This window comes from Catenulispora sp. GAS73, assembly GCF_041262085.1.
Taxonomy (GTDB): domain Bacteria; phylum Actinomycetota; class Actinomycetes; order Streptomycetales; family Catenulisporaceae; genus Catenulispora.
On record NZ_JBGCCM010000001.1, the window covers coordinates 565,882 to 580,425 of the forward strand.

Below are 14,544 nucleotides of genomic sequence, written 5' to 3' on the forward strand. Positions count from 1 at the left end.
ATGCGCGGCCCGCAGTCGACGGGCCGCGCTGTGTCAAGATTTGGCTGTCAGATGGGCATCTCGAACTCGCCGTTGAATGCCCCGAGCAGGAACGACTCCCACTCACCCCGGTTGAACACCAGGACGGCGCCCTGGCGGTCGTTGCTGCTGCGGACGTGTGCGGCGCCGGCAGCGAACCACACCTCCACGCAGTCCTTGTCATCGGCGCTGAAGCTGCTCTTGAACCAATTCCCGCACCCGTTCGAGCCCATGGCTCCTCCTCCCCGAAAGGTTCGGCATCAGGGGTTCACCATTCCCGTTGCCGCCTACTCTCAGAGGATTCCGCAGCAACACTTCAGACTCCTTGCTGTCGGCTTGACGTAACGCTTGCATCCGCGGATTCGCACTTCTGCCCGTCCGGTTCGCCATCGGGATCACCGGCTCGGCGCCATCGCCGACGCGGCCCGAGTGAGGCCCAGACGCTGATAGAGAGCTTTGGCTTGAGCTAGCAATCGGCGGCCGGCGGTCGGCTCTTCGCGGGCCAGCAATTCACCCATGGCACGGAGCGCGTGTGCTTGGTCCAACGGGGCCTGTGCGGCCTCGGATTCGGCCAGGGCCTTCGTGAAACAGGCCAAGGCGGCCGTGTGATCCCCCTGGCGCTGGTGGAGGATCCCCGTGGCCAGATATACGCGGGCGATCTGCAACGGGTCCCCGCCTTCCTCTGCCAGTCGGAGCGCGCGACTCAGTTGGCGCACCGCGATGCCGTGGTTGCCGAGATCGGTGTGGGCACCGCCGGCTTCCACCAGGATCTCGACCTCGTTGCGATGGTCGGCGCCGGCGCGGGCCAAGGCAAGAGCTTCGCGGAACGAGGCGAGAGCCAGATCGGCCTGTCCACGGCGCCGGTGGACCGCGCCGATGTTGGTGGCGAGCGCCACCAGGCACTGGGGGTCGCCGTAGTCGGCGGCCAACGGCTGAGCCTGGTGGAAGTAGGCCATCGCGGCGTCGCACTCGTCGGCGATCAGGTGCATCTTCCCGAGGTTGATGAGGACGTCGCATCGCAGTTCTCCGTCGTCCAGCGCGACGACGGCGCGGAGGACCCGCTGGACGCATTCGAAGGCCTCGCTGAGCTGCCCCAGTTCGAACAGTCCGATGCCGAGGTGGTACTCGGCGGTCGCGCGCCGGTCCGGGGCGCCCACGCTGCCGAACATCTCGGCGGCCGCCCGGAAGTCCTCGACGGCTTCGGTGCGGCGTCCGGCGAGCCAGTGGATGCGGCCGGTGTGCAACATCGCCTCGGCCTGGCCGTAGCGGTGGCCGTTCACGGTCCAGACGGCGACGGCTTCGCCGGCGTGGGCCAGCGCCTCGTCGAATTCTCCGACCCGGGCGTAGAACGCCGCGAGATCGGTGTGGATCTGTGCGACGGTCGCGAAGTCCTCGGCACCGTCGGTACTTTCCGTTGGGCCGGAGGAAGCGGCGGTAGCGGCAGTAGCGGCTTTGCGTAGCAGCTGGATTGCCTCGCGCCAGTGTCCACGCCTGTCGAGGTGCCCGGCCAGGACGTGCAGGAGCGAGGTCGGCGGTCGGCGCCAGCCGTGTGCCGATGCGAAGTCCAGCATCGCGCTCAGGTTCGCGTATTCCAGATCCAGCCACGCGCGTACCGATTTGCGAGTGTCGACGTCGATCGCGATGTCCACGGACTCGGCGGGGCCGGTGATCGGCAGCGTCTGAGAATCCTTGTCCACGACCGGGTAGTACGGATAGAGCGTCCGGCCGGCGCGTTCGGCCGTGTGCAGGTAGAGCAAGAACGCGCGGTGAACCGCGTTCTCGACGTCATCGAGGGTCTGCTCGTGCCAGGCGCGGTCGAGCGCGAACTCCCGGATCAGATCGTGGAGGCGATAGCGGTGCCGCGTGGTCTCCTCGACCAGACGATGCTCCACGAGTGCGTCCATCGCCAGGTCGGTGCTCGTGGCATCGGATCGGGCGAGCGCCGCGGCGGCAGCCAGGCCGATGTCAGGGCCCGGGTGTCCGGCCAACCGGCACAGCAGGGTCCGCAGATGTGCCGGGAGCGAGTAGAAGGACAAGGAGAAGGCACTGTCGACCGGTCCGGTGATCTGGTCGTCCGCCGACCGCTGGCCCGGGGCGTCCAGGCGCGCGACGAGATCGCTCAGAGCCCAGTTGGGGCGCTTGCGGAGATGCGCCGCGGCCACGGTGATCGCCAACGGCACACCGCCGCAGTGCGCGGTGAAGCGTTTCAGGGGTTCGATATCGGCGTCCGCAGTGAACTCGCGCTCGGTGATTTCGGCGAGCAAGGCGCGCGTGGCCTCGTCGGGCAGGGTGCTCAGCGAGCGCTCGCGAAGGCCGGACACGGTACCGAGTTGTCGGCGTGAGGTCAGCAGGACCACAGCGCCGGGCGAGGTGGGAAGCAGGCACTCGACCTGCTCAAGGTCCAGGACGTCATCGAGCAGCAGGAGCAGGCGCTTGCCCCGGATTCGGCGGCGCCACAGGGCCGCGAGGGCGTCTATCGACTCGGCACGCCCGACGTCCTGGACCGGGGCGTCGATCTCGTCGAGGAGTTGGCGCAGCGCTTCCAGCGGGCCTATCGGGCTTTGGTGCGGGTGATGGCTGCGGAAGTTGATCTGGATCTGGCCGTCGGGGCAGTCCGCACGCAGAAGGCGCGCGATTCGGATGGCGAAGGAGGTTTTGCCGATACCCGGCATACCGTCGACGGCGTAGATGGCGGGTCTGTCCGATTCCGTTCTGAGGTCTGTGCGGATCGTCTCCAGCGCCGCGGCCAGCTCGGCCTCACGGCCGATCAGGCGGCGCGGGCCCCGATCGAGGGTGTCGGGTGGCTTTGCCGGCTGCTCCGGAGCCGCACCAGAGGAGGTGCGCGTTCCTGCGGCGGAGTCGGTCGGACCGCGCCGCCTCGGGTGCCGCGAGGTCGGCTCGCCTTTCAGGATCCGCTGGTGGATGGACTGCAGTTCAGGGCTCGGCTCGGCGCCGAGTTCCGTACGCAGCCGGGCCCGCGTCGTCCGGAACGCTGACAGCGCGTCCGCCAGCCGGCCCGCCTGGGCCAGCGCGCGCATCAGCATGCCGACCGCGGCCTGGTCCACCCCGCCGATCGCGGTGAGCGCCGCGAGCTCGCTGACCAGTTCGTCGGGATCGCTGCCGAGCATCAGCTCAAGATCGATACGCGTCAGGACGGCGGAGCGCCGGCGTTCCCAGAGCGCGTGTCTGGTCCCGTCCGCCCACTGCCCGGCGAGCCCCGCCAACGGCTCCCCGCCCCACAACGCCTCCGCCTGGCGGAACAAAGGAATCGCCGCCTCGGGGTCGGAGACGGCGGTGGTCCGGGCGCGAGTGACCGCTTGATCGAAGCGCCGAGCGTCGACGAGTTCGGCGGGGACGTCGAGGAGGTAGCCGCCGGAACTGCTGGCGCGGATCAGGCCCACCGTGTCGCCGGCTTCGCGCAATTTGGTGCGAAGCCGTGAGATGTACACCTGCAGCGTCTCGCGTTCCTTGATCGGCGGATTGCCGTCCCACAGACGGTCGGCGATGCTCCGGGCCGAGACGGACAGGCCGGAGGCGAGCAGGAGGATGGCTAACACGTGCTGGGCCTTCGAGGCGCCGACCGGGATACGGCGGTCTTCGGCCCAGATCTCTATGGGGCCAAGCACGCGGAAATACACTTTTGTACCCCCTCACCCTATGCGGGTATGTATTTCACTCCTTTTACTCATACACCGCCTCGCGAGAGGGCTCCAGATCCTATGAGAGATTCAGCGAACGCAGCTGGATGACGCAGCCGAGCTCGTGAGCCCAGCGCATCAGGCTCAGCATGCGGGGATGCCTGAGAGCGTGCTCCCAGCGATGGATGGTCGTCTCGGTGACACCGAGCCGCTCACTGAGCCGAAGTTGCGTCACGGACAGCCCTCTGCGGATGTCCCCGAGCGCATGCAGCAGACGTCGAGCCTCGTACGCTTCATCCCCCAATTCGGGGAGCGGGTAGTCGCCGTCCTCACCGCAAATCACGAGGCGAAGGTCGAACATAAGGGCCCAGCGGATGAGGTGCAGGAGAGTGGGCGCGTCACGACCGGCCTCCCAGTCGCTCAACGTCGAAACCGTTACGCCCAAGCGCGCGGATAGAGCGGGCCGGCGGTGGAACGCATTGCGTCTACGCCTCGCCATAGTCAGGACATACACAAGATCGCCGAGGTCGGACTCGGCTACCCAGGACGGGTCCATGCCGCTGTCACCTCACCGATCGAAATTCCCCAGCTTTCGTTCGTGCGTTCGAGCCTATCGCCCTTACACCGCGATGATGTGAATGCCAGTGCTCTACCGGTAGGGTGCAACAGTTGTCGCCTGTGCCAGCTACGTTCATGATTCCCCAGAGAGGCACTCCATGCTCCAAGCGATAGGGACCGCCCTGGCCGCCAGCCCGCCACCGTGCTGGGTCTGGCACCTGTTCGGGCACCTGTTCGGGCGCCTGTAGGCGAGACCGGGGCGGCTGCATGCTCAAGAGCAGTACGCCCCGACCCGGCTGGCGTGGAGCGACAGGACGAGATGTCCACGATGTAGCTTTTCCCAGATATCAGGGCCCTCCAACCCCGATCGGCCCAGACAGTGGCGGCCTCACCGCACAACATCCTCAGCGAACCGTTCCAACAGAACCCTGAACCGCCGAAGATCCTCCGGCGCCCACTGCGACAGTCCGTCCCGAATGAGCGCAGCCCGGCGCCGCCATGCCTCTTCGAGGCGCGCCAGGCCTGCGGCCGTCACGTGCAGCTGCGTGGCGCGGCGGTCTGTGGGGTCGGCGGCCTTCTGCAGGAGGCCTGCGCGCTCCAGGTTCTGGACGTGGCGTGACACGGTGGACGGGTCGAGTCCTACGTGCTGTGCGACCTTGCTCAGGCGGGCGGGGCCGTGCGCGGCTACGGAAGACAGGACGCTCATCATGCCGATCTCGGGGTTCTGCGTCAGCGCGCACACGACGAGGGTGAAGAACGCTGACAGCTCCTTGTCGAGTTCGATGTAGGCCTCGTCGAGTACGGCCAACCGCGGTTCTTGATGTTCGTCCGCCATGTTCATGATGGCCCCAGCACCAGCCGCCGCCCCCGGCCTACGAGCGCGCCCGCCCCAGCTTCCCCCGGAGCCGCGCCAGGGCGAGCATCGCCCGCAGAGCCCGGACCCGCGCGCCCTTCTCGCCGTGCGCGTGCAGCAGGGAGTTCACGACCCAGAGCCGGGACTCCGCCGCGTGCTCCGGGGAGCCGTGCACGTCGTCGTTCTCGGCCAGGTGCAGGTTCGCCACGTGTTTGCGCAGTACCTTGACGTCGCCGGGCGGGATGATCTCGTCGCGCTTGCTCGCCAGGTAGTGCACCGGCACGTCGAGGGCCGCGAGTTGCTCGGTGGACAGTGCCCAGGGGCTGAGGCGGCCGTCCGCCGCCGCGTCCGGCATCCCGGATATGTGCCCGAGCGTGTCGATCGTCACGCGGGGCACTCCGTGCAGCCACGCGACGTCGGTGAAGAAGTCGCTCACCGGGGCGCCGACGGTGATCACCGCGCGGATTCTGGGGTCCTCCAGGGCGCAGCGCAGCGCCATGTGGCCGCTGAAACTCAGGCAGATCGCGTACGTGTCCGCGACCTGGGCGCGGTCCTTGATGCTGTCGAGCACGCAGGAGAGCATGCGCCAGCTCTCCGGCGTGTACCGGAGCGCGTTCTCGCCGACGCCGGGCATCTCGGCCACCACGCCCGCGAAGCCTTGCCGCTTGAGCAGCGGAAGCAGCGGGGCCCACTGCTCCTTGACGCTCACGATCCCGCCGAGCACCAGCGCCACCGGCCGCGGCGCCTCGGCCGAGAGGCCGTCGGCCCAGCAGCGCAGCCGGCCGCCCGGCGCCTCGGCCTGGATCTCCTCGATCGTCGAGTTCTGCTTGCGCCAGCCGTCGAAGGATTCGACGCACGCGTTCAGCGCCGCCAGCCTCGCGGGCCCGTCGACGTAGGGGAAGCGGCCCATGTTGAACATGCGGACGGCTTCGAGCGATTTGCCGGCCCGCTGGAGTTCCTCACCCGCGCGGGTCCACTGCACGGCCCAGGAGTCGGGCGCGCCCTCGTCGTCGGTGCGGATGCGGTCGAGCACGGCGCGGTACTGGGCGCGCGGGATGCCCTGGATGCGCGCGTGCGCGAGGACGTACTGCTTGAGTTCGGCGATGTCGTTCACTGCTCGGCCACCAATCCGGCCTCGGCGGCCCGCGCGTGCGGCCGCGGTGCGTCGAGGCCGAAGTGTTCGAGCGCCTCCTTGATCTCGGCCAGCACGTCCGCGGCCAGCGCGCCGTCGATCGCCCGATGGTCGAAGGCGAGGTTCAGGCGCATCAGCGGGGCCGCGACGATCCGGCCCTCCTGTACGGTCGGCCGCTCGGCGATCCGCCCGACTCCGAGCGTGATCGTCGTCCCGCCGACCGAATGGAACCCGTCCACCGGCCGGTGCCCCAGCGAGGTCACCGCGAAGGTCCCGAGGATCGCCGCGCGGGCACCGAGCCCGCCGACGCGCCGCCGGAAGGCGAAGGCGCCGACCGGTCGGGGCAGGCGGTGCAGCGTCCGCACTCCGGCGAACTCGGGCATCACCTCCGGATCGCCGTCCCGGTAGTAGTCGATGCGGCTCTGGATGGTGTCCAGGTCGGCGCTGTCGAGGTCGGGCAGCACCGCGGAGAGCACTACCCGCTGCCCGCCGAGCGTCCGGTCAAGCGTGAGCTTGCCGTGTGCGCCGTCGTAGCGCGCGAGCCGGGAGCGCCACCGGCCGCGGGCGATGGCCACGTTCGCCTCCGGGTGCCGGACGAGCACCCGCGCGGCCTCGTGCAGCACGTACGTCACGACGGAGTAGCGCACCTGCTCGGCGCGCGCCTCGGCACGGTGGGCGAGCACGGCGGACATGTCGACCTCGGTGTCCAGGAAGACCGGCGAGATCGCCCTGATACCGTCCAGGAAGTAGAGCGTGTGCGCGCGCTCGCGCGCCAGCGGGGCCACCTGGGCCGGGCGGGTCACGAGCCCACCGCCACTCGGTAGACGTCCTCCAGCGTGCCGGCCTCCAGCAGGTCGGGCAGCGACACGGCCTGGCCGGTGCGCCGCTCGACCGCCGTGAGGACCCACAGCAGGTGCAGCGAGTCCCAGCCGTCGATCTCGCTGAGCTGCTTCGGCGCGTCCTGCGCCGTGAGCTCCAGGCCCACCTGGTCGCGCAGCAGCGCGACGAACTCCTCGATACTGTCCACCGCTGCACTCCCTCGCGTCGTCAGCTCGGTCACCCGGCCGTTCATGACTTCTCCAACGTGAGACCGGCCTTGATCCACTTGCTCGACTCGACCGAGACCCCGAGCGCGCGCTCCCCCGGCAGCATCGTCCGCAGCAGCCGTTCGAGCTGGAAGAACGGCGTCGCGTTACCCACGTTGCCGGTCTCGCGCACGCAGCTGATCTCGTGCGCCTCGGACAGGCCGGCCTCGGTGAGCTCGCGCACGATCCGCTCGGTCATCCGGCCGGAGAGCTGGGGCGGCATCAGGTAGTCGAACTCGGCGGGCCCCCATCCGGAGGCCTCGACCAGCTCGTTCACGATCGCGGCGGTCATCGCCGGGACCGAGGCCTCGATCTGCTTGTAGTCCTCGCGGGAGAACGCCGGCCGGTCGCCGGCCAGATCGGCCATGCCGTACCACTCCAGCACGTGCCCGGGGTCGCGGCCGGCGCCGGTCAGCCGGGTGAAGGCGTGGTGCACGCGCACGCCGCCGGTCCGTTCGGTTCCCGGCCGCGCGTCCAGGACCGCGGCGCCGACACCGTCGCCGAACATCACGACGCTGACGAGTTCGGCGGGCGGCAGCGCGGCGAAGTCCGTGCCCAGATCCAGATGCTTGGTGACCCGGTCTCCGCCGATGACCAGCGCCGTGCCGGCGACCCCGCCGCGCAGCAGGTGCGCGGCGAGTTCCAGGGCCTGGAACGCCCCGCTGCAGCCGGACTGCAGTTGGTAGGTCGGCACGCCGTCGATGCCGAGCCGGTCGGCGATCACGTTGACGGTGGTCGGGATGAGCGTGTCCGGCATCGCCGTGGCCATCACCACCAGACCGATGTCGGCCGGCGTCGTCCCGGCCTGCTCCAGCGCGCGCCGGGCGGCCTCGGTGCCGAGGTCGGCCAGGCTGGCGATGGAGATGCCGCTGGCCGGATCGACCGCCAGGTGCCGGGTGCGGGTGCCGACGAACGTGTCGACCCAGTCGGCCCATTGCTGCGGCATGCCCAGCAGCTTGGCGAGCGCCGCGTTGTCCACCGCGGCTCCCGGTAGTTCGGTCGCGGCGGACAGGACCGTGATTTCAGGGGGGCTCGGCATGGGGGCCTCCAGGGTGTGGGCAGGACGGGCCTTTCCTCTCCATGCTCGGCGGCCGAGCTAAAGCGCGGCTTTCGGCAGGCTGCGCCGACGCGCCGACGCAGCGGGGCCCGGATCCGGCCTCGACCGGATCCGGGCCCGCTACAGCCGTCTCGCCTCGCCGGACAGACTCAGCTGTTCGATCCGCCGAGGGTGCGGAACGCGATGACCCGTCCCCAGTCCTGCTTGAAGGCGAGCGCGATCACCAGCTTGACGATCGCGTCCAGGATGTCCAGCGTGTCGTTGCCGCCGACGTACACCGGGCGCAGGCCGACGTCGCGGATCAGCTGCGCGCCGACCGCCCGGGCCTGCTCGTCCTCGGCGCTGAAGTACTGGTCCGCGATCACGCCGTCCACCTCGGGCTCGGCGATCACCTCGTGGCCGAGGATGTTGAAGGCCCTGACGTACCGTCCGCCGGCGGCGTTCACCGCGGCGAAGTTGTTGAACGGTCCGCCGTCGAAGCGGTTGGAGGCGTCGATGACCACCTTGCCCTCCAGGGCGGCCGCGTGGGCCTCGGTCACCTCGGGCACCGCCAGGCCCAGGACGGCGAGCAGCACGGCGTCCGCGTCCTTGAGCGCGGCGGCGATGTCGGTGACGGCGGCGCCCTCGACGTCCGGCTTGTGCTCGGGGTTGCGGATCCCGTAGGCGACCTCGTGGCCGGCCCGCACCAGCGGGCGCCCGACCGCCTGGCCGATCTTTCCGGCGCCGATGACGGCGATCTTCATGTTCTTCCTTTCGATGGTGCTGACAGAGCGGGGAAGGTCAGCGCGCGGCGGCGCTCTCGGCGAGGACGGCGAGCCGGCCGGTGGCCGCGGCGTTGGCGATCGGGTTGAAGTAGTCGCGCAGCGAGACGATCATTCCGTCCACGACCCGCAGCACCATGATGTAGCGGAACAGGAAGTCCTCGCCGGTCGCGGCGACCACGCCGCCGAGTTCGTACTCGACGACGATGACGTCCGGATCGGCGGTGTCGAGGATGTCGACGGCGCCGAACTCGCGGAAGTCGAGCACGGTCGACTTCCCGGCGGCCTCCAGCGTCTTGCGGATCTGCTCGGCCCCCCGCAGCGCGGCGCCGGCCAGGCCGACCGGCGGGAACGGCCACTCGTGCACGGCGTCGGGAGCGTACAGATCCGCCAACGCGGACATGTCCTTCTCCAGCGTGGCGCGCTGGATCAGGGCGAAGACCTCGCGCGGGGTACGCCGGCTAGTCGTGTCGGTCATCTGGAGTCCTTCCGGATCTGCGGCGGTTCATCTCGGCGGCTTGATTTTCCGGCGGCGGGCTAAAGTCGGCCTTTCGCCGCCGGCCGGCTCACCGGCGCGGCGCGGGCCTGACCGTGCGGATCACCACGAGCGAGATCAGGAAGGCGAGCGCGGTGAAGCCGGTGCCCGCCGCGAACGCGGTGGCGATGCCGTGGGTCTGCGCGGTCGGCGTCAGGGCCCCGCCGGCCGGGGACGAGCCGCGCACCGCGGTCCCGAAGACCGTGACCAGCACGGCCAGGCCGAGCGCTCCGCCGCCGATCCACTGCATGGTCTGCAGCACCCCGGAGGCCGCTCCGGAGTCCTTCTTGTCCACGCCCGACAGGATCGTGATCGTCAGCGGCACCGTGGACAGGCCCACGCCGATGCCGGCCAGCAGCAGCGGCCCGAGCACCGCCGCCGCGTACCCGCTGCCGGCGTGCAGCCGGGAGAGCCAGAACATCGCGCCGGTGACCAGGACCGTGCCGACGACCATCACCGGCTTGGTGCTGAAGCGCTGGATGAGCCGCGGCACGGTGCGCACCGTGGCGAAGATCGCGATGGTCAGCGGCAGGAAGGCGAGCCCGGTGCGCACCGGGGTGTAGCCGCGGATCTCCTGCAGGAACTGGGTGACGAAGTAGATGATGTCGAAGATGGTCGCCGGGACCAGCAGCATGTTGACGAAGGCGCCGGCCCGGTTGCGTTCCTTGAACAGGCGCAGCGGCATGATCGGCTGCGAGGCGCGCGATTCGTTGACCACGAAGATCGCGATCAGCACCGCGCCGACGGCGCAGGCGCCGATCGTCTGGCTGTCCGACCAGCCGTTGGAGGAGGCACGGATGAACCCGTAGACCAGTCCGCCGACGCCGGTCGTGGCCAGCACCGCGCCCAGCACGTCGAAGCGTCCGGGGTGGCGCTCGGTCTCGTCGATGAACATCGGCGCGAGCAGCGCGATGGCCAGGCCGATCGGCACGTTGACGAAGAACACCCAGCGCCAGTTCGCGTACTCGGTGAGGATCCCGCCGAGGATCAGGCCTATCGCCAGGCTGGCGCTCGACATCGCGGAGAACAGGCTCAGTGCCCGGTTGCGGCGCGGGCCCTCCTCGAAGTTCGTCGCGATCAGCGCGAGCACGCTCGGGGACGCGAAGGCGCCGCCGATGCCCTGCACGATGCGCGCGATCACCAGCCACGCGGAGTCCGTCGCCAGGCCGCCGGCCAGCGAGGCCGCGGTGAACACCAGCGAGCCGCCGACGAAGGCCCGGCGCCGGCCGAGGATGTCGCCGAACCGGCCGCCGAGCAGCAGCAGACCGCCGAAGGCGAGCGTGTAGGCGTTGAACACCCAGGCCAGGCCGGTGGTGGAGAAATGCAGCGCCGGACGGATGTCGGGCAGCGCGATGTTGACGATCGTCGCGTCCAGTCCGATCATCAACTGGCACAGCAGCACGATGGCCAGGACGACGTTGGGCCGCCGCCTGCGCAGCGGCAGCGGCGGGGATTGCTCGGTCTGAGCGCTGGTGGCGGACATACGGACTCCCGGTGTGCGCGAGGGCTTAGTGTACGGACCAGTTCCTTATTACCGTCAAATTTACCCCACCGAGCGCGATCCGGGGAGCGGTACCGTTCACAAAACTCGGACGGCGGCGCCGTGCTCGATAAATGCGTCGGGTAAATATAGGATGGCCGTCATGGTGCGCAGGGGACGTCCGTCCGCCGAGGTCACGCTCGGCCCGCTGGAGCTACGGGAACTGCGGGCCCGCGCCGGGGACGCGGACCGGCCGATCGCGGCGCAGCGCGCCCGCATCGTGCTCGCCTGCGCCGAAGGCCGGGAGAACACTGAGATCGCCGAGGAACTCGGAATCGACAGGGACGCCGTGTCCAAGTGGCGCAACCGGTTCATGCGCGAGGGTCTGGACGGGCTCAGCGACCGGCCGCGCCCCGGACGGCCTCCGGAGATCGACGCGGATCGGGTGGCGCGGGTGCGCGCTGCGGCCTCCCAGCCGCCGCCTGAGGGCGCGGTCCGCTGGACCGACGCGGCGCTCGCCGAGCGGACCGGCTTGTCCAGGGCGAGCGTCGGGCGGATCCGGCGCGGCGCCGGGTCCGAGTCGGGGTCCCAGTTGGGGTCCGAGTCGGGGTCCCAGTCGGCGTCCGAGTCTGCGGCCGCATCCGGCTCGGCCGTCCCGGCCGCGGACACCGGCGGCGTCCCGGCCGCACAGCCGGCCTCCCCCGAGGAGGACGTCGCCGCGCGGCGACGCGGCGAGCAGCTGCGCAGCGCGATCTTCGAGGCCGTCTTCGCGCAGCTGGACGCGGTCGGCTACTCGCGGCTGACCATGGAGGGCGTCGCAGCCCAGGCGCGCACCGGAAAGACAGCGCTCTACCGGCGCTGGCCCAACAAGGAGGCGCTGGTCGCCGACGCGTTGCAGGACGCGCTACCCTCCCCGACCGAGGTCACGCCCGGCCAGAGCGTCCGCGAGGACCTGCTCGCCCTGCTCGCGTGCATGCGGGAGGCCTTCGAGTCCAAGCACAGCGCGGCCTTCCACGCCATCCAGGCCGAACCGGGTCCGGGCACCGACCTGGTGCGCGCCGTGGTGCGCCGCCGCGTGTCGGACCCGTGCCGGCGGATGATCCTCGCCGCGCTGCGCCGGGGCGTGGACCGCGGCGAGGTCGAGCCGCGCGCCGCCACCGCCGAGGTGGCCAACGTGGGCCCGGCGATGCTCATCTACCACCGGCTCACGGTCCGCCCGGACATCACCGACGAGTATCTGGCCACCGTGGTCGACGAGATCGTGCTGCCCATGATCCGGCCGGTCACAGATCAGAAGTCGGCCCGTTAATTTCCGGCCGCGCCGCTGGTCGGACCGTTTAGCCCGCCTTTAGCCCGCCTGCCGAGGATGACGTCCTCGGAACGATCCCCAGCGATCTCACGGCAGGGAGAAGACGTTGACCACCTTCGGCCCCGGGCAGGTCCGACGCCCCGGTCTGGGCCTGGCGGTCCTGCTCGCCGCCACGCTCGCCTTCGCACTCGAACAGACCTCGATGGCCTCGGCCCTCACCGCGATGCGGATCAGCCTGCACACCAGCACCCGCGCGGTGGTGTGGGTGATGATCAGCGCCGGCGTCGCAGACGCCGTGTTCACCCCCGTGCTCGGCCGCCTCGGCGACCTGATCGGACGCCGCCGCGTGCTGATCTGGTCGCTGCTGGTGCTGGCCGTGGGCAGCGCCGTCAGCACCTTCGCCGGCGACCTGCCCGTCATGCTCGTCGGCCGGATACTCCAGGGCGCGGGCAGCGCCGTGTTCCCGCTCGGCTTCGGCATCGCCGGCGACCTCTTCCCACCGCGCCGGCGCACGGTGGCCGTCGGCCTGCTCGCCTCGCTCACCGGCCTGAGCGCCGGGCTCGGGCCGGTGCTCGGCGGCCTGTTCGTCGACCACTTCAGCTACCGCTGGATCTTCGGCTTCAGCGTCGTGACGGCGCTGGGCTCGGCCGCCGCGGTCCGGGCAGTCCTGCCCGACTCCGCCCGGCGCGCCGCCGGCCGGCTCGACCTGCCCGGCGCCGCCGTGCTGGCCGCGGGCCTGGTGGCGCTGCTGATCGGGGTCAGCCAGACCCAGGTCTGGCACGGCAGGGCCTACGCGCTGATCGTCACAGGCCTGATCGTGCTGACCGGCTTCCTGGCGCTGGAGCGCCGGCGCCGCGCCCCGATGGTCGACGTCAGCCTGCTGGCCCGCCGCGACGTCCTGCTCGCCAACCTCGCCGCGCTGCTCATCGGCTTCGGCATGCTCGACGCGTTCTCCATCATCCCGCGGCTCGCCGAGACCCCGAAGGCGACCGGCTACGGCTTCGGCACCGGTGCCACCGAGGCCGGCGCACTGCTGCTGCCCGGCTGCGTGCTGATGACGCTCGTCGGTCCGCTGGCCGGCCGGATGGCGCTGCGGTTCGGCGCCGGCCGGCCCTTCGTGCTCGGCGCCGCGCTGTCCACGATCGGCCTGGTGCTGCTGGCCGCCGCGCACGGTTCGCCGCTCGCGGTCGCCGCGGACGCCTGCGTGCTGCTCGTCGGCGTCGGCTTCGCGTTCTCGGCGATGCCGATCCTGATCATCGACAACGTGCCGGCGCGGAGCACTAGCGAGGCCACCGGTGTGAACACACTGATGAGGTCGGTCGGCACGGCGGTGGGCACCGACGTGGCCGGCACGCTGCTCGCGAACAGCGTGGCGCGGCACGGCGTCCTGCCGGCCGCGTACAGCTACACCGAGGCGTTTCTGACCGGCGCCGTGGTCGTGCTCGGGAGCGTCGCCGTGACGTTGCCGCTCGCGCTACGGCGCGGCACCTCAAGCTCGGCGCGGATCGAGGCGCTGCGCGTCGCGGCTGTCAGCGAATTGCAGCTTGAAGGGGAAGCGCGTTGAAAACCGCGTTCGGCGCCCGCGATGAAAGCCCGGAGAAAGTGAGGGAGTACTGATGACCGACCTGGAGACGGCCCCCGTGGCCGAGGATGAGTTGCCGTCGTTTCCGATGCCGCGGGGGTGTCCGATGGCGCCGCCGGCGAAGTATGCGCAGCTGCGGCAGGAGGCGCCGGTCACGCGGGTCCGGCTGCCGACCGGCCGGGTGACGTGGCTGGTGACCGCGCACGCGCTCGCCCGGCAACTGCTCGCCGACAACAGACTCAGCGTCCACCGGGCCGAACCGGGCTTCCCGGCCCTGACGCCCGGTCAGAACGCCCTCGCCGGACAGGTCAAGGGCTGGCTGACCTGGATGGACGCTCCGGAGCACGCAGTGCATCGGCGTTTGGTGGTGTCGGAGTTTACGGTGCGTCGGGTGGAGGGGTTGCGGGGGCGGGTTCAGGAGATTGTGGATGGGTGTGTTCGGGGTTTGTTGGAGGGTGGGCGGCCGGGGGATTTGGTGGGGTCGGTGTCGTTGCCGGTGCCGTCGTTGGTGATTTGTGAGTTGTTGGGGGTGCCGT

General features: G+C 70.4%; 13 protein-coding genes and 1 pseudogene. 3 read left to right on the plus strand and 11 right to left on the minus strand.

Annotated elements, in window-relative coordinates; translation table 11 throughout:
• Positions 1 to 47 precede the first annotated feature (47 nt).
• The 11 genes from ABH935_RS02420 to ABH935_RS02470 all read right to left on the minus strand — a co-directional run bounded on the left by ABH935_RS02420 (position 48) and on the right by ABH935_RS02470 (position 11,120).
• Entirely contained in the window at positions 48 to 251 is a 204-nt protein-coding gene (locus tag ABH935_RS02420) for a DUF397 domain-containing protein (protein ID WP_370376088.1), read from the minus strand.
• 162 nt (positions 252 to 413) lie between these two features.
• The gene (locus ABH935_RS02425) at positions 414 to 3,644 is read right to left on the minus strand and encodes a tetratricopeptide repeat protein (RefSeq protein ID WP_370376089.1); all 3,231 of its coding nucleotides are present in this window, start codon (positions 3,642 to 3,644) and stop codon (positions 414 to 416) included.
• Between the two features lie 91 nt (positions 3,645 to 3,735).
• Complete coding sequence (locus ABH935_RS02430) at positions 3,736 to 4,212, minus strand: helix-turn-helix domain-containing protein (protein ID WP_370376090.1); 477 nt, start codon at positions 4,210 to 4,212, stop codon at positions 3,736 to 3,738.
• 390 nt (positions 4,213 to 4,602) lie between these two features.
• Positions 4,603 to 5,049, minus strand: a complete 447-nt coding sequence (locus ABH935_RS02435; protein WP_370376091.1) for a MarR family winged helix-turn-helix transcriptional regulator — start codon at positions 5,047 to 5,049, stop codon at positions 4,603 to 4,605.
• Between the two features lie 37 nt (positions 5,050 to 5,086).
• Positions 5,087 to 6,181, minus strand: a complete 1,095-nt coding sequence (locus ABH935_RS02440) for an alpha/beta hydrolase (protein WP_370376092.1) — start codon at positions 6,179 to 6,181, stop codon at positions 5,087 to 5,089.
• Positions 6,178 to 7,002, minus strand: coding sequence for a 2-oxo acid dehydrogenase subunit E2 (locus ABH935_RS02445; RefSeq protein WP_370376093.1), 825 nt, complete (start codon positions 7,000 to 7,002; stop codon positions 6,178 to 6,180). Before ABH935_RS02445 ends, ABH935_RS02440 begins: the two co-directional genes overlap by 4 nt.
• Positions 6,999 to 7,226: an acyl carrier protein gene (locus ABH935_RS02450; protein WP_370376094.1), complete on the minus strand. Its 228-nt coding sequence runs from the start codon at positions 7,224 to 7,226 to the stop codon at positions 6,999 to 7,001. Before ABH935_RS02450 ends, ABH935_RS02445 begins: the two co-directional genes overlap by 4 nt.
• Positions 7,227 to 7,267: 41 nt before the next feature.
• Positions 7,268 to 8,323 carry a 3-oxoacyl-ACP synthase III family protein gene (locus ABH935_RS02455; RefSeq protein WP_370376095.1) on the minus strand — a complete coding sequence of 352 codons (1,056 nt, stop codon included), beginning with the start codon at positions 8,321 to 8,323 and terminating at the stop codon, positions 7,268 to 7,270.
• 167 nt (positions 8,324 to 8,490) lie between these two features.
• A complete protein-coding gene (locus tag ABH935_RS02460) occupies positions 8,491 to 9,099 on the minus strand; it encodes an NADPH-dependent F420 reductase (protein ID WP_370376115.1) in 609 nt (202 codons plus the stop codon).
• Positions 9,100 to 9,121: 22 nt separating this feature from the next.
• Positions 9,122 to 9,580: a nuclear transport factor 2 family protein gene (locus tag ABH935_RS02465; RefSeq protein ID WP_370376096.1), complete on the minus strand. Its 459-nt coding sequence runs from the start codon at positions 9,578 to 9,580 to the stop codon at positions 9,122 to 9,124.
• Between the two features lie 88 nt (positions 9,581 to 9,668).
• A complete protein-coding gene (locus ABH935_RS02470) occupies positions 9,669 to 11,120 on the minus strand; it encodes an MFS transporter (RefSeq protein ID WP_370376097.1) in 1,452 nt (483 codons plus the stop codon).
• Between the two features lie 160 nt (positions 11,121 to 11,280).
• Between ABH935_RS02470 and ABH935_RS02475 the strand changes: the two genes are divergently transcribed.
• The 3 genes and pseudogenes from ABH935_RS02475 to ABH935_RS02485 form a co-directional block, all read left to right on the plus strand.
• Complete coding sequence (locus ABH935_RS02475) at positions 11,281 to 12,426, plus strand: helix-turn-helix domain-containing protein (RefSeq protein WP_370376098.1); 1,146 nt, start codon at positions 11,281 to 11,283, stop codon at positions 12,424 to 12,426.
• A 106-nt stretch (positions 12,427 to 12,532) separates the two neighbouring features.
• Positions 12,533 to 13,990 carry an MFS transporter gene (locus ABH935_RS02480; RefSeq protein WP_370376099.1) on the plus strand — a complete coding sequence of 486 codons (1,458 nt, stop codon included), beginning with the start codon at positions 12,533 to 12,535 and terminating at the stop codon, positions 13,988 to 13,990.
• A gap of 52 nt (positions 13,991 to 14,042) precedes the next feature.
• Positions 14,043 to 14,544 (plus strand): annotated as a pseudogene (locus ABH935_RS02485) (cytochrome P450); the annotation flags it as partial.

What these genes read in the sequence shown, in the direction of transcription:
- ABH935_RS02420 (WP_370376088.1), bottom strand. Translation starts at nt 251, where the DNA reads ATGGGCTCGAACGGGTGCGGGAATTGGTTCAAGAGCAGCTTCAGCGCC.
- ABH935_RS02430 (WP_370376090.1), bottom strand. Translation starts at nt 4,212, where the DNA reads ATGGACCCGTCCTGGGTAGCCGAGTCCGACCTCGGCGATCTTGTGTAT.
- ABH935_RS02435 (WP_370376091.1), bottom strand. Translation starts at nt 5,049, where the DNA reads ATGGCGGACGAACATCAAGAACCGCGGTTGGCCGTACTCGACGAGGCC.
- ABH935_RS02455 (WP_370376095.1), bottom strand. Translation starts at nt 8,323, where the DNA reads ATGCCGAGCCCCCCTGAAATCACGGTCCTGTCCGCCGCGACCGAACTA.
- ABH935_RS02465 (WP_370376096.1), bottom strand. Translation starts at nt 9,580, where the DNA reads ATGACCGACACGACTAGCCGGCGTACCCCGCGCGAGGTCTTCGCCCTG.
- ABH935_RS02470 (WP_370376097.1), bottom strand. Translation starts at nt 11,120, where the DNA reads ATGTCCGCCACCAGCGCTCAGACCGAGCAATCCCCGCCGCTGCCGCTG.
- ABH935_RS02475 (WP_370376098.1), top strand. Translation starts at nt 11,281, where the DNA reads ATGGTGCGCAGGGGACGTCCGTCCGCCGAGGTCACGCTCGGCCCGCTG.